This is a genomic window from Streptomyces sp. Z423-1 (assembly GCF_013009255.1).
Taxonomy (GTDB): Bacteria; Actinomycetota; Actinomycetes; order Streptomycetales; family Streptomycetaceae; genus Streptomyces; species Streptomyces gossypiisoli.
On sequence record NZ_CP053109.1, the window covers coordinates 9320811 to 9335130 of the forward strand.

General features: G+C 69.6%; 10 protein-coding genes and 1 pseudogene. 10 read left to right on the plus strand and 1 reads right to left on the minus strand.

The genetic code is table 11. From position 1 onward, the window contains the following. Positions 1-10 precede the first annotated feature (10 nt). Positions 11-757, minus strand: a complete 747-nt coding sequence (locus HJD23_RS42365; RefSeq protein WP_171118993.1) for an IclR family transcriptional regulator — start codon at positions 755-757, stop codon at positions 11-13. A 200-nt stretch (positions 758-957) separates the two neighbouring features. Here HJD23_RS42365 and betA point away from each other — a divergent pair, with 200 nt between their 5' ends. The 10 genes and pseudogenes from betA to HJD23_RS42410 all read left to right on the plus strand — a co-directional run bounded on the left by betA (position 958) and on the right by HJD23_RS42410 (position 14309). Further along, entirely contained in the window at positions 958-2628 is a 1671-nt protein-coding gene (gene betA, locus HJD23_RS42370; protein WP_171116363.1) for a choline dehydrogenase, read from the plus strand. 3 nt (positions 2629-2631) lie between these two features. Next, positions 2632-3468: a 5,10-methylenetetrahydrofolate reductase gene (locus HJD23_RS42375; protein ID WP_171116361.1), complete on the plus strand. Its 837-nt coding sequence runs from the start codon at positions 2632-2634 to the stop codon at positions 3466-3468. Positions 3469-3518: 50 nt separating this feature from the next. Then, positions 3519-3683 (plus strand): annotated as a pseudogene (locus tag HJD23_RS44580) (alpha/beta hydrolase); the annotation flags it as partial. Between the two features lie 206 nt (positions 3684-3889). Further along, positions 3890-5359 (plus strand): aldehyde dehydrogenase family protein, encoded by a 1470-nt coding sequence (locus HJD23_RS42380; protein WP_171116359.1) that lies wholly within the window; start codon positions 3890-3892, stop codon positions 5357-5359. A 20-nt stretch (positions 5360-5379) separates the two neighbouring features. Continuing rightward, entirely contained in the window at positions 5380-6471 is a 1092-nt protein-coding gene (locus HJD23_RS42385; protein ID WP_171116356.1) for a glycine betaine/L-proline ABC transporter ATP-binding protein, read from the plus strand. Further along, positions 6468-8468 carry an ABC transporter permease subunit gene (locus HJD23_RS42390; protein WP_171116354.1) on the plus strand — a complete coding sequence of 667 codons (2001 nt, stop codon included), beginning with the start codon at positions 6468-6470 and terminating at the stop codon, positions 8466-8468. Before HJD23_RS42385 ends, HJD23_RS42390 begins: the two co-directional genes overlap by 4 nt. Before the next feature lie 13 nt (positions 8469-8481). Beyond that, positions 8482-9468 (plus strand): ABC transporter substrate-binding protein, encoded by a 987-nt coding sequence (locus tag HJD23_RS42395; protein WP_171116352.1) that lies wholly within the window; start codon positions 8482-8484, stop codon positions 9466-9468. Positions 9469-9720: 252 nt separating this feature from the next. Beyond that, positions 9721-12159: an FAD-dependent oxidoreductase gene (locus HJD23_RS42400; protein ID WP_171116350.1), complete on the plus strand. Its 2439-nt coding sequence runs from the start codon at positions 9721-9723 to the stop codon at positions 12157-12159. Between the two features lie 22 nt (positions 12160-12181). Beyond that, on the plus strand, positions 12182-13042 hold the full coding sequence (locus HJD23_RS42405) for a bifunctional methylenetetrahydrofolate dehydrogenase/methenyltetrahydrofolate cyclohydrolase (protein ID WP_171116348.1): 861 nt from the start codon (positions 12182-12184) through the stop codon (positions 13040-13042). Positions 13043-13076: 34 nt separating this feature from the next. Further along, complete coding sequence (locus HJD23_RS42410) at positions 13077-14309, plus strand: sarcosine oxidase subunit beta family protein (protein ID WP_171116346.1); 1233 nt, start codon at positions 13077-13079, stop codon at positions 14307-14309. Positions 14310-14320 lie beyond the last annotated feature (11 nt).

The following is a 14320-nucleotide window of genomic DNA, read 5'->3' on the forward strand; positions in this document are numbered from 1 at the left end:
AGGCGGGCGCTCAGCCCAGGTAACCCATCCGGTGGCTGATCTCGTCCGCGCCCTTGATCAGCACCGGAGCGATCTCGTGCAGGCGCTCCTCGGAGAGCCGGTACGAGGGGCCGGAGGCGCTCACCGCCGCGACGACATCTCCGTCCCGATTGCGAATCGGGGCGGCCAGGGCGTGGAGACCGACCTCCAGCTCCTCCATGGCCCAGGCGTAGCCGCGCTCCCGGACCTCGGCGAGGTTCTTCTCGAGCTTTGTCTTCGCGGTGATGGTGTGCGGGGTGACCTTCTTCAGGCCGGTCTGGGCCAGCAGTGCGGCGCGTTCCTTGGCGGGCAGGTGGGCCAGCAGGACCTTGCCGCTCGACGTGGCGTGCAACGGGGTCAGCTGGCCGACCCAGTTCTGCGCGGTGACGGCCCCCGGGCCACGCACCTGGTAGAGGTTGACCGCGTAGTGCTCCTGCAGCACGGCGATGTTGACGGTCTCGCCGATCTCCGTGGCCAGTTCCTCGCAGACCGGGCGGCTCTGCTGGGTGATGTCGATGCGCCCCGTCACCGCGCCGGCCAGGCGTACGATGCCGAAGCCGAGGCGGTACTTGCCGCGCTCGCCCGCCTGCTCCACCAGGCCGCGCGACTCCAGGGCGCCGAGCAGGCGGAACGCGGTGGACTTGTGAACATCAATCTCGCCCGCCACCTCGCTGACGCCCGCCTCGCCGCGCTGGGCCAGGATCTCCAGGACGCTGATGGCGCGGTCGACCGACTGCACTCCGCCGGCCTGTGAATTTGAGGTTTCGGTTTCAAGGTTGTAGTTGCTCACAACGCAACTATACCCACAGTAAACAACGCTACTGCAAGTAACGATGGCGAAACATGGCCTGGTAAGTTGCGCGGTTCGCAACCTGGTGCGTATAGCGCGACTGTGGCTAGCATGCTCGCGTATGTACGGCGCGAGCGAGACGAGGCATCATGGCTCCCCTCCACTACGACTTCGTCATCGTCGGCGGCGGTTCGGCCGGCAGCGCACTGGCGAACAGGCTCTCCGCGGACCCGGCGAACCGGGTGCTGGTGCTGGAGGCCGGCCGGTCCGACTACCCGTGGGACGTCTTCATCCACATGCCCGCGGCGCTGACCTATCCGATCGGCAGCCGGTTCTACGACTGGAAGTACGAGTCCGAGCCCGAGCCCCACATGGGCGGTCGGCGTATCTATCACGCCCGGGGCAAGGTGCTGGGTGGCTCCAGCAGCATCAATGGCATGATCTTCCAGCGCGGCAACCCCCTGGACTACGAACGCTGGGCGGCCGACGCCGGCATGGAGACCTGGGACTACGCGCACTGCCTGCCGTACTTCAGGCGGATGGAGAACTGCCTCGCAGCCGACCCCGACGACGAGTTCCGCGGCCACGACGGACCTCTCGTCCTCGAACGCGGCCCGGCCGGCAACCCGCTCTTCACAGCCTTCCTCGCGGCCACCCAGGAGGCGGGCTACGCACCCACCGACGACGTCAACGGCTACCGGCAGGAAGGCTTCGCCAAGTTCGACCGCAACGTCCACCGCGGACGCCGCCTGTCGGCCTCGAAGGCGTACCTCAAGCCCGCGATGAAGCGGCCGAACCTCACGGTCAGGACCCGCGCCCTCGTCACCCGCGTCCTCTTCGAGGGCAAGCGCGCCGTCGGCGTCGAGTACCAGCGCGGCCGGGGCGCTCTCCAGCAGGTCCGCGCCAAGGAAGTCATTCTGTGCGGCGGCGCGATCAACTCCCCGCAGCTGCTGCAGCTGTCCGGCGTCGGAAACGCCGAGGAGCTGAGCGCCCTCGGTATCGACGTCGTCCACGACCTGCCGGGCGTCGGCGAGAACATGCAGGACCATCTGGAGGTCTACGTCCAGTACGCCTGCAAGCAGCCGGTCTCCATGCAGCCGTACCTGGCGAAGTGGCGCGCCCCCTTCATCGGACTGCAGTGGCTCTTCCGCAAGGGCCCGGCCGCCACCAACCACTTCGAGGCCGGCGGCTTCGCGCGCAGTAACGACGACGTGGACTACCCCAACCTGATGTTCCACTTCCTGCCGGTCGCGGTCCGCTACGACGGCTCCTCGCCGTCCGGAGGTCACGGCTACCAGGTGCACGTGGGCCCCATGTACTCCGACGCCATCGGCTCGGTGAAGATCAAGAGCAAGGACCCGCGCGAGCACCCGGCGCTGCGCTTCAACTACCTCTCCACCGAGCAGGACCGCCGCGAATGGGTCGAGGCGATCCGTGTGGCCCGCAAGATCCTCGACCAGCCCGCGCTCGCTCCCTACAACGACGGGGAGATCTCGCCCGGCCCGTCGGTGGAGACGGACGAGGAGATTCTCGCCTGGGTCGCGAAGGAGGGCGAGACCGCCCTGCACCCGTCCTGCACCTGCAAGATGGGCACCGACGAGATGTCCGTCGTCGACCCCACCAGCATGCGCGTGCACGGCCTGGAGGGCCTGCGTGTGGTGGACGCCTCCGTCATGCCGTACGTCACCAACGGCAATATCTACGCACCGGTGATGATGATCGCCGAGAAGGCCGCCGACCTGATCCTCGGCAAGGAACCGCCGCCGCCGTCGAAGGCCGCGTACTACCGCCACCGCGACGCCCAGCAGCAGGCGGGGTAGGCGTTGGCCACCACCGGGCTCCGGGCGCTGCTGCGCACTGTCCGCTATGAGGTGCTGCCCGCGAAGGCGACCGAGGACAAGGTCCTCGCCCATGTACCGCGCGATGTCGTCGTCACGGTGACGGCGTCGCCGGTCAAGGGCCTGGAACCGACCCTCGGCCTCGCCACGCGGCTCGCGGCACATGGCTACCGCGTCGTCCCGCACGTCCCGGCGCGCCTGCTCCGGGACGACGGGCACCTGAAGGAAGTCGTCGACCGGCTCCGCGAGGTGGGCGTGGACGACGTCTTCGTGCCGGCGGGCGACGCGGACCCGCCCGCCGGGGTGTACGCGGGCGCGCTTCCGGTGCTGCGCGGGCTGAGCGAGCTGGGCCGGCCCTTCACACACGTCGGGATCACCGGCTATCCCGAGAGCCATCCGCTCATCCATGACGACATCACCGTCCAGGCGATGTGGGACAAGCGCGAGCACGCCACGTACATCGTGAGCAATCTGTGCTTCGACTGGCGCCTGCTGGGGGAGTGGATCACCCGGATACGGCGCCGGGACGTCACCCTGCCGGTCCATGTGGGTGTCGCGGGGCCCGTGCAGCGGGCGAAGCTGCTGGCGATGGCCACGAAGATCGGCGTGGGGGAGTCGACGCGCTTCCTCACGAAGCACGCCTCGTGGTTCATGCGCTTCGCGGCACCCGGAGGGTATGCCCCCGAGAGGCTGCTGGCCCGCGCGGAGGCGGCCCTCACGGTGCCCTCGGCGGGGGTGGTCGGCCTGCACCTGTTCACGTTCAACCAGATCGCCGAGACGGAACGGTGGCGCCGCGCGCTGCTGGACCGGCTGGGCGGCTGAGCGAGGAGAAGGATGCTGTCCGACACCGACTGGAACTGACCCGAACCGACCTGGTCGACCCGGTCGCTCTGGCGCCGTGCGGTCCCCGTTCTTCCGGCTCGTCGGCGAGGACTCCGGCGTCTTCGAGCGGTTACCGTCCGCGCTCCACCGCGCCCTGGTGCGCGAGTGCGTCGGTTCCCGCCAGCAGCCAGGGTCTTCATCCCGTGGTCCTCGAACTCACGGCGGTGCGCCGGAGGTCGTATACAAACCGCTGGTGTGGGGAGTCGAGGGGCTCCTCGGTGGAGCGGAAAGGGCCGGCCGGCCCTGGGTGAATCGTCATCCGCCAACCTCTTGACGCATGTCTGCCCATTCGCCAGGGTGTTCCACCACAAGCAATCGAATGCACGATGCGCAACGCATTCTCGGTTGAAGGGCTGGGCGCGTGGCAGACCTGTATGTGGACGGGACCTGGCGTGAACCGGTGGCCGGAGGCCGCCGGGAGATCCGCTGTCCCGCTGACGGCACCCTCACCGCCACCGTGTCGGAAGGGACCCGCCCCGATACCGAGGCGGCGATCGCCGCGGCCCGCCGTGCCTTCGACGAGGGGTCCTGGCCGGGCACCCCCGAGCGGGAGCGCGGCGCGCTGCTGCTGCGCACCGCCGACCTCATCGAACGCGACGCCAAGGAGTTCGCCCGCGCCGAATCGCTGGACACCGGCAAGCGGCTGGTGGAGAGCGAGTACGACATCGCCGACGTCGTCTCCTGCTTCCGCCACTACGGCGGGCTCGGCGGCACCGACGCAGGCCGGGTGATTGACACCGGCCGCGCCGACGCCGTGAGCCGCGTGGTGTACGAGCCCGTCGGCGTATGCGGGTTGATCACACCGTGGAACTACCCACTGCTACAGGCCTCGTGGAAGGTCGCCCCCGCACTCCTCGCGGGCAACACCATCGTCCTCAAGCCCAGCGAGCTCACTCCCTCCACCTCGATCCTGCTGATGAGGGCACTGGAGGAGGCCGGGCTCCCGGCCGGCGCCGCCAATCTCGTCCTGGGTAGCGGGCCGGAGGCGGGCGCCCCGCTCTGCGAGCATCCGGCCGTCGACATGGTCTCCTTCACCGGGGGTCTGGAGACCGGCAAGCGCATCATGGCCACCGCCGCCGCGACCGTGAAGAAGATCGCGCTGGAACTCGGCGGCAAGAACCCCAACGTCGTCTTCGCCGACGCCGACTTCGCCACGGCCGTGGACTTCGCCCTCACGGCCGTCTTTCTGCACTCCGGGCAGGTCTGCTCGGCCGGCGCCCGGCTGATCGTCGAGGACTGCCTGCACGACGCCTTCGTCGACGAGGTCGTCCGGCGCGCCCGGCAGATCCGCCTCGGTGGTCCCTTCGAGCCCGAGGCCGAGACCGGAGCGCTGATCTCGGCCGACCACCTGGAGAAGGTCGAGGCGTACGTCGCCGCGGGCCTCGCCGAGGGGGCCGTACTGCGCTGCGGCGGCGCACGGCCCGCCGACCCCGCCCTGGCGAACGGCTACTACTACCCGCCGACCGTCCTCGACGAGTGCCGGCAGGACATGCGCGTGGTGCACGAGGAGTCCTTCGGGCCCGTGCTGACCGTGGAGCGCTTCACCGACGAGGACGACGCCGTCCGCATCGCCAACGACACCGAGTACGGACTCGCCGGAGCGGTGTGGACGCAGGACGCGGGCAAGGCCCAGCGGGTCGCCCGGCGGCTGCGCCACGGCACGGTGTGGATCAACGACTACCACCCCTATGTGCCGCAAGCGGAATGGGGTGGCTTCGGGCACTCGGGCGTGGGCCGGGAGCTGGGACCGACCGGCCTGGACGAGTACCGAGAGCCCAAGCACATCTGGCAGAACATCCAACCCCGGCCGCAGCACTGGTTCCGCGGCTGAACGCCGAAAAGAGGTCGATCGTGACCCCCACACAGACCGAGGTGCCGCAGCGACGCGGCACGCCCCAGGACTCGGACGGCACGCCGGTGATATCCGTGCGCAAGCTGTGGAAGGTGTTCGGGCCGAAGGCCGAACGGGTGCCGGAGTCCGAGGAGCTGTGCGGGCTCACCCGCCGCGAGCTCATGGACCGCACCGGGTGCACCGCCGCCGTACGCGATGTGAACTTCGAGGTCGCGCCGGGGGAGGTCTTCGTCGTCATGGGCCTGTCCGGCTCCGGCAAGTCCACCCTGGTGCGATGTCTGACCCGGCTGATCGAACCGACCGCCGGTGAGATCGTCTTCGAGGGCGAGGACATCCGCGAGGCGGACGCGGGGCGCCTGCGCGACCTGCGGCGCCGCAAGTTCTCCATGGTCTTCCAGCACTTCGGTCTGCTGCCCCACCGCCGCGTCGTCGACAACGTGGCGTTCGGGCTGGAGATCCGCGGCATGGGCAAGGCCGAACGCACCAAGCGGGCGATGGAGGTCGTCGAGCTGGTCGGCCTCGCCGGCTACGAGAACTCCTACCCCGACCAGCTCTCCGGCGGTATGCAGCAGCGCGTCGGCCTCGCCCGGGCGCTGGCCGGCGATCCGGACGTCCTCTTCTTCGACGAGCCCTTTTCGGCGCTCGACCCGCTGATCCGCCGTGACATGCAGAACGAGGTCATCCGCCTGCACCACGAGGTCGGCAAGACCATGGTGTTCATCACCCACGACCTCTCCGAGGCGCTCAAGCTGGGCGACCGCATCCTCATCATGCGCGACGGCCAGACGGTCCAGTGCGGCACCGGCGACGAACTGGTCGGCGCCCCCGCCGACGACTACGTCCGCGAGTTCGTGAAGGACGTGCCGCGCGGCGACGTGCTCACCCTGCGGTGGATCATGCGGTCCCCGGAGGACGGCGACGCCCTGGACGGCCCCGAGATGGGTCCGGACGTCGTGGTGAAGGAGGCCACCCGGGCCGTGCTGGCGGCCGAGAAGCCGGTCAAGGTCGTCGAGAACGGCAAGCTGCTCGGCATCGTCGGCGACGAGGAGATCCTCGCGGTGGTCGCCGGGCAGGAAGGCGACCTGCGATGACCGCCGTCATGGAGAAGCCGGAGAAGACGGAGGCCGCCGAACCCGCCGCGCCCGTCGTGGCCGCGCGCAGAGTCAGCCGGCGCGTGGTGATCGCCGCGATCCTGGTCGGCTGGCTGGTGCTGTTCGCCCTGCTGCGCGGCAAGCACACCCTGGCCCTGGCGGCGGCGGAACTCACCGATCTGCACCGCTGGTTCAACGATGTCAACGACTCGATCGGCGCCAACCGCAACTCCAACCCCCTCTTCCTCTACTTCTTCAACGAGATCCGCCTGGTGATCGACAACCTGGTGACCTTCATCCAGGGGCTGATCTCCCAGCCGCCCGAGGGCCGCCCGGTTCCGCAGATCGGCTGGCTCGGCGTCGTCGGCATCGCCGGTTATGTCTCCTGGGCCGTCGGCAACTGGCGGGTGGCGCTGCTGGCCGTGGCCGGCTTCACCTTCCTCGGGCTCCAGGGTCTGTGGCAGGAGAGCATGGACACCCTGGCGCTCATCCTCGTCGCGGTCTTCGTGGCACTGCTGTTCGCGATCCCGCTGGGCGTGTGGGCGGGGCTGTCCGACCGGTTCAACCGGGTCGTCACGCCCTTCCTGGACTTCATGCAGACGATGCCGACCTTCGTCTACCTGGCCCCGCTGACCCTCTTCTTCCTCATCGGCCCGGCCTCCGCCACCATCGCCACCCTGATCTACGCGGCACCGCCGGCCATCCGCATCACCGCGCACGCCATCCGCTCCGTACCGGAGACGGCCGTCGAGGCGGCCGACTCGCTCGGCGCGACACCTCGGCAGGCGCTACTGAAGGTGCTGCTGCCCATGTCCAGGCGGACCGTGGTGATGGGCGTCAACCAGACCATCATGGCCGCCCTGGCCATGGTGACCATCGCGGCCCTGATCGACGCGCCCGGCCTTGGCAAGACCGTCATCCAGGCCCTGCAGTCGCTCGACGTCGGCACGGCCTTCAACGCGGGGCTCGCCATCGTCGTCATGGCCATCGTCCTCGACCGGGTCACGACCGCGGCCAGCGCACGCGAGGAGTCGGCCCGGCGCTCCGGCAGCCGCTTCCTCAGCTGGCGGCGGCCGCTGCTGGGGGCAGGAGCCGTGGTCAGCGCGGTGCTGGTCTACCTGTCGCACACCTACGTGTGGGCGGCGGAGTTCCCCGGCGAGGGCGGCATCGGCACCTCCATCGCGCGCGCCGCCGACACTGCGACCACCTGGGCGCAGGACAACCTGTCGGGCCTCACCAACGCCTTCCGCGACGCCCTCACCAACGGCCTGCTCAACCCGTTCCAGTCCCTGCTCACCGACTCCCCGTGGTGGCTGGTCGGCGCGGCTCTGATCGGGCTCGGCGTAGTGCTCGGCGGCCCGCGTGCCGGGCTCACCGCGGCGATCTGTGTGGGCCTGCTCGTCGGCACGGGCGTGTGGTCGGACAGCATGACCACCCTGGGGTCGACCGTCGTCGCCACCGTGCTGGTGATGGTGCTCGGCATCGGCTTCGGGGTGTGGATGGGGCGCAGCCCGCGGGTCGACCGGGTACTGCGGCCCACGCTCGACGCGGCTCAGGTCATGCCGCCATTCGTCTATCTGGTGCCGTTCCTCGCGCTGTTCGGTGCCACACGCTTCACCGCGATCGTCGCCGCCGTGGTCTACGCGGCACCCGTCGCGATCAAGATCATCGCGGACGGGGTGCGGAACGTCCCCGAGACCACCGTGGAGGCGGCCACCTCGGCCGGGTGCAACACCTGGCAGATCATCACCAAGGTCCAACTGCCGATGGCACGCAGTGCCCTGACTCTCGCCACCAACCAGGGCCTGATCTATGTGCTGTCGATGGTTGTTGTGGGCGGCCTGGTAGGCGCGGGCGCCCTCGGCTACGACGTCGTGGCCGGTTTCTCGCAGGGACAGCTGTACGGGAAGGGGCTCGCCGCGGGGCTGGCCATCGTCCTTCTCGGAGTCATGTTCGACCGGATCACTCAGGCAGCGGCGCGGCGTACCAGCGCGTAAGGAGCAACTGACCATGGCAAGGCAAGCAAGACAGTGGAGAGTCGGCGCGGCCGGCATCGCGGGCGTGGCTGTCCTCGGGCTGACCCTCACCGCCTGCGGCGGTGCGAAGATCGGTGACAGCTCCTCGGAGGCCGGCGGCTCGGGCAGCTCCGGCACGTGCGGCACCTTCAACCTCGCGGTCAACCCGTGGGTGGGTTACGAGGCCAACGCGGCGGTCCTCGCCTACGTCGCGGAGAACGACCTCGGCTGCAAGGTGGTCCAGAAGGACCTCAAGGAAGAGATCGCCTGGCAGGGCTTCGGGACGGGCGAGGTCGACGCCGTCGTCGAGAACTGGGGTCACGACGACCTGAAGAAGAAGTACATCACCGACCAGAAGACCGCCGTCGACGCCGGCCCGACCGGCAACGAAGGTCTGATCGGCTGGTATGTGCCGCCGTGGCTGGCCAAGGAGCACCCGGACATCACCGACTGGGAGAACCTCGACAAGTACGCGGCCGAGTTCGAGACCTCCGAGTCGGGCGGCAAAGGGCAGCTCCTCGACGGGGACCCGTCGTTCGTCACCAACGACGAGGCCTTGGTGAAGAACCTCAAGCTGGACTTCAAGGTTGTGTACGCGGGCAGTGAGACCGCGCTCATCCAGGCCTTCCGCAAGGCGGAGAAGGACAAGGAATGGATGATCGGCTACTTCTACGAGCCGCAGTGGTTCATGTCCGAGGTGCCGCTGGTCAAGGTCAAGCTGCCCGAGTACAAGGAGGGCTGCGACGCCGACGCGGAGAAGGTCGCGTGCGACTACCCCGTGTACAAGCTCGACAAGATCGTCAGCAAGAAGTTCGCCGAGTCGGGCAGCCCGGCCTATGACCTGGTGAAGAACTTCAACTGGACGAACGACGACCAGAACACCGTGGCCAAGTACATCGCGGTGGACAAGATGGCGCCCGAGGCGGCGGCGAAGAAGTGGGTCGAGGCCAACCGCGCCAAGGTGGACGCCTGGCTCGGGTAGGGCCGGAAAACCGAAGCCGGAAACCGGTCGAACGTGCCCGGTGGGCGGAGCGCACCCGTGCGCTCCGCCCACCGGGCATTTCCGTGTTCCGGTCTGTGTTCCCACCTGCGTTTCCGGCCCGTTTTCCGACGTCCCGGACCCTCTTGACACCCCTCCCCGCGCCAGGCACATTGAGTTGCGCAACCTGAAGCATGTTGCGCAGACAGCAACCGAAGAATCGGCTGGACTGTTTCTCAACCCGGAGGTGCGGCGATGGCGGGACCCCGAGTGGTCATCATCGGAGCGGGTGTCGTCGGTGCGGCGCTCGCGGACGAGATCTCCGCGCGAGGCTGGACCGAAGTGACCGTGGTCGACCAGGGCCCGCTCCCCGCCACCGGGGGCTCCACCTCACACGCCCCGGGCCTGGTCTTCCAGACGAACCCCTCGAAGACCATGACCGAACTGGCCCGCTACACCGTCGAGAAATTCTGCTCCCTCGACGTCGACGGAAAGCCCTGTTTCCTGCAGGTCGGCGGCCTCGAAGTGGCGACCACCCCCGAACGCCTCGCGGAACTGCACCGCCGCCACGGCTGGATCAGTGCCTGGGGCATCGAGGCGCGGCTGCTGACGCCCGAGGAGTGCGTCGAGCAGCACCCGCTGGTGAACCGGGACAAGGTCCTCGGCGGCCTCCTCATCCCGACGGACGGTCTCGCCAAGGCCGTCCTCGCCGTCGAGGCGCAGATCCGCCGGGCCACCGAACGCGGCGTACGCTTCCTTGCCCGCCACGAGGTCCTCGACGTCCAGCGGAGCGAGGACCGCGTCACCGGCGTCCTCACCGACCAGGGCGAGATCCCCGCCGACATCGTCGTGTGCTGCGCCGGCATCTGGGGCCCGAGGATCGCCCGCATGGTCGGCATGAATCTCCCGCTCACCCCGCTCGCCCACCAACTCGCCTGGACCGGCCCGGTACCGGCCCTCGCCGGCCAGACCGAGGAGGCGGTGCGCCCGATCCTGCGCCACCAGGACGCCGACCTCTACTACCGCGACCGCTTCGACGGCATCGGCATCGGCTACTACGGCCACCGCCCGATGCCCGTCTCGGCCGACGACATCCTCTCCGTGGACGAGGCCGAGGAGATGCCCTCGGTCCTGAAGTTCACCGAGGAGGACTTCGAGGACGCCTGGAGCGAGACCCAGTCCCTGCTCCCCGCGACGAAGGAGGCGAAGGTCGAGGAGGGCATCAACGGCCTGTTCTCCTTCACCACCGACGGCAATCCGCTCCTCGGCGAGTCCCCCGACGTCAAGGGCTTCTGGGTCGCCGAGGCGGTCTGGGTCACCCACTCCGCGGGCGTGGGCCGGGCCATGGCCGAATGGCTGGTCGACGGCTACTGCTCCTCCTTCGACCTGCACGAGTGCGACGTCAACCGCTTCGAGCCGCACCAACTCTCCCCCGAGTACGTCCTGGCCCGCGACTGCCAGAACTTCGTCGAGGTCTACGACATCCTGCACCCGCTGCAGCCGTCGGGGCACCCGCGCCCGATCCGCACCAGCCCGTTCCACGCCCGCCAGCAGGAGCTGGGCGCCTTCTTCCTGGAGGCGAACGGCTGGGAGCGCCCGCAGTGGTACGAGGCCAACGCGCACCTGGTCGAGGGCCGTTCCATCCCCACCCCCAACGACTGGGCCGCGCGGTACTGGTCGCCCATCGTCGGCGCCGAGGCACAGGCCACCCGCGAGACCGTCGCGATGTACGACATGACGGCCCTCAAGCGCCTGGAGGTCAGCGGCCCTGGTGCCGCCGCCTTCCTGGAGGGCCTGTGCACCGGCAAGGTCGCCAAGTCCGTCGGCTCGGTGACGTACACCCTGCTCCTCGACCACGACGGCGGCATCCGCAGCGACATCACCGTTGCTCGCCTCGCCCGCGACCTCTTCCAGGTCGGCGCCAACGGCAACCTGGACCTCGACTGGTTCACGCGCCACCTCCCCGCCGACGGCACGGTCCAGGTCCGCGACATCACCCCCGGCACCTGCTGTATCGGCCTGTGGGGACCGCTCGCCCGCGAGGTCCTGCAGCCCTTGACCGACGAGGACTTCTCCAACGACGGCCTGAAGTACTTCCGCGCCAAGCACGCCTACGTCGGCAGCGTCCCGGTGACGGCGATGCGGCTGTCGTACGTCGGCGAACTCGGCTGGGAGCTCTACACCACCGCCGACCAGGGACTGAAGCTGTGGGACACGCTGTGGCGGGCGGCCGAGCCGCTGGGCGGCATCATCGCCGGCCGCGGCGCCTTCAACAGCCTCCGCCTGGAGAAGGGGTACCGCTCCTTCGGCACCGACATGACCTACGAGCACGACCCCTACGAGGCCGGCGTAGGCTTCGCCGTCAAGCTCGACAAGGGCGACTTCATCGGCAAGGCGGCGCTGGAACGCCGTAAGGCCGACGTACGGCGGAAGCTGACCTGCCTCACCATCGACGACCCGCGGGCGGTCGTCATGGGCAAGGAACCGGTGTACGACGGCGACTGCGTGGTCGGCTACGTCACCAGCGCCGCCTACGGCTACACGATCGGCAAGGGCATCGCCTACGCCTGGCTCCCCGCCGAGCTCGCCACCCCTGGCACCACCGTGCACATCGGCTACTTCGACCAGAGTGTCGAGGCGGTCGTCGCCGAGGAGCCCCTGTTCGACCCGACCATGTCCCGCCTCCGTGGCTGACCGTGGGGAAGAGGAGCCACCAGTGACCGCACAACTCCTCGACGGCAAGGCGACCGCCGCCGACATCCGTCGCGAACTCACCGAGCGCGTGGCCAAGTTGACCGCGACCACCGGCCGCCCGCCCGGGCTCGGCACCGTCCTGGTCGGTGACGATCCCGGCAGCCACGCCTACGTGGCGGGCAAGCACCGGGACTGCGCGCAGGTGGGCATCGCCTCCCTCCGCCGGGAACTGCCCGCCGACGCCACCCAGCGGCAGGTCGAGGACGTCATCGACGAACTCAACGCCGACCCGGCATGCACCGGCTACATCGTCCAGCTCCCGCTCCCGCGCCACCTGGACGCCAACGCCGTACTGGAACGCATGGACCCCGCCAAGGACGCCGACGGTCTGCACCCCGTCAACCTCGGCCGGCTCGTCCTCGGCGTCGAGGCCCCGCTGCCGTGCACCCCGCGCGGCATCGTCGAACTGCTCCGCCGCTACGACGTGCCCGTCGCCGGAGCGCGGGTGTGCGTGATCGGCCGCGGCATCACGGTCGGACGGCCGATCGGGCTCCTGCTCACCCGCCGCTCCGAGAACGCCACCGTGACCCTCTGCCACACCGGCACCAAGGGCCTGGCCTGGCATGTCCGCGAGGCGGACATCGTCGTCGCGGCCGCCGGTTCGCCCGGGCTGATCACCAAGGACATGCTGCGCCCCGGCGCGGCGGTCCTGGACGTCGGGATCACCCGCACCGACAACGGGCTGGTCGGCGACGTGAACCCGGAGGCCGCCGAGGTCGCCGGATGGCGCGCGCCCATGCCCGGCGGCGTGGGCCCCATGACCCGGGCCATGCTGCTCGCCAACGTCGTCGAGGCCGCCGAGAGGAACGCGAACACCGTATGAACGCGCTGAACACGCCCCTGGCTGGAGACACCCGATGAGCCCACGCACCCCCGGCGCCGAGCTCCCCGAGCACCCCGACTGGCTGTGGCGCACGCCCGAGCCGAAGCGGTCGTACGACGTCGTCATCGTGGGCGGCGGCGGTCACGGCCTCGCCACCGCCCACTACCTGGCGAAGAACCACGGCATCACGAACGTGGCGGTCCTGGAGAAGGGCTGGCTGGCGGGCGGCAACATGGCCCGCAACACCACCATCATCCGCTCCAACTACCTGTGGGACGAGAGCGCCGGCATCTACGAGCACGCCCTCAAGCTGTGGGAGGGCCTGGCGGACGAACTCGACTACCCGATCCTCTTCTCCCAGCGCGGCGTGCTGAACCTCGCCCACAGCCTCCAGGACGTCCGCGACAGCGTGCGGCGCGTCGAGGCGAACCGCCTCAACGGCGTGGACGCCGAGTGGCTCGACGCGGATGGCGTCAAGGACGTCTGCCCGATCGTCAACATCTCCCCGGACGTGCGCTACCCGGTCCTGGGCGCCACCTACCAGCCCCGCGCCGGCATCGCCAAGCACGACCACGTCGCCTGGGGCCTGGCCCGCTCCGCCGACGCCGCCGGTGTCGACATCATCCAGAACTGCGAGGTCACCGGCGTGGACGTGGCCGGCGGCCGGGTGGTGGGAGTCCGGACCACGCTGGGCCCGATCGCGGCGGGCAAGGTGGCGCTCTGCTCGGCCGGCCACACCTCGGTCCTCGCGGCCATGGCCGGCATCGAACTCCCGCTGCAGAGCCACCCGTTGCAGGCCCTGGTCTCCGAGCTCCTGGAGCCGGTGCACCCGACGGTCGTCATGTCCAACGCGGTTCATGTGTACGTCAGCCAGGCGCACAAGGGCGAGCTGGTCATGGGCGCCGGCATCGACGCGTACAACTCCTACACCCAGCGCGGCGCCTTCCACATCATCGAAGAGCAGATGTCCGCGGCCCTGGAGCTCTTCCCGGTCTTCGCCCGCGCCCACGTGCTGCGCACCTGGGGCGGCATCGTCGACGTCAGCCCCGACGCCTCGCCGATCATCGGCCTCACCCCCGTCGACAACCTCTACCTCAACTGCGGCTGGGGCACCGGCGGCTTCAAGGCCACCCCGGGCGTCGGCTGGGTCTACGCCCACACCATCGCCCACGACACCCCCCACCCCCTCAACGCCCCCTTCTCGCTCGACCGATTCACCACCGGCGCGCTCGTCGACGAGCACGGCGCGGCCGCCGTGGCCCACTAGGGAGCCGAACC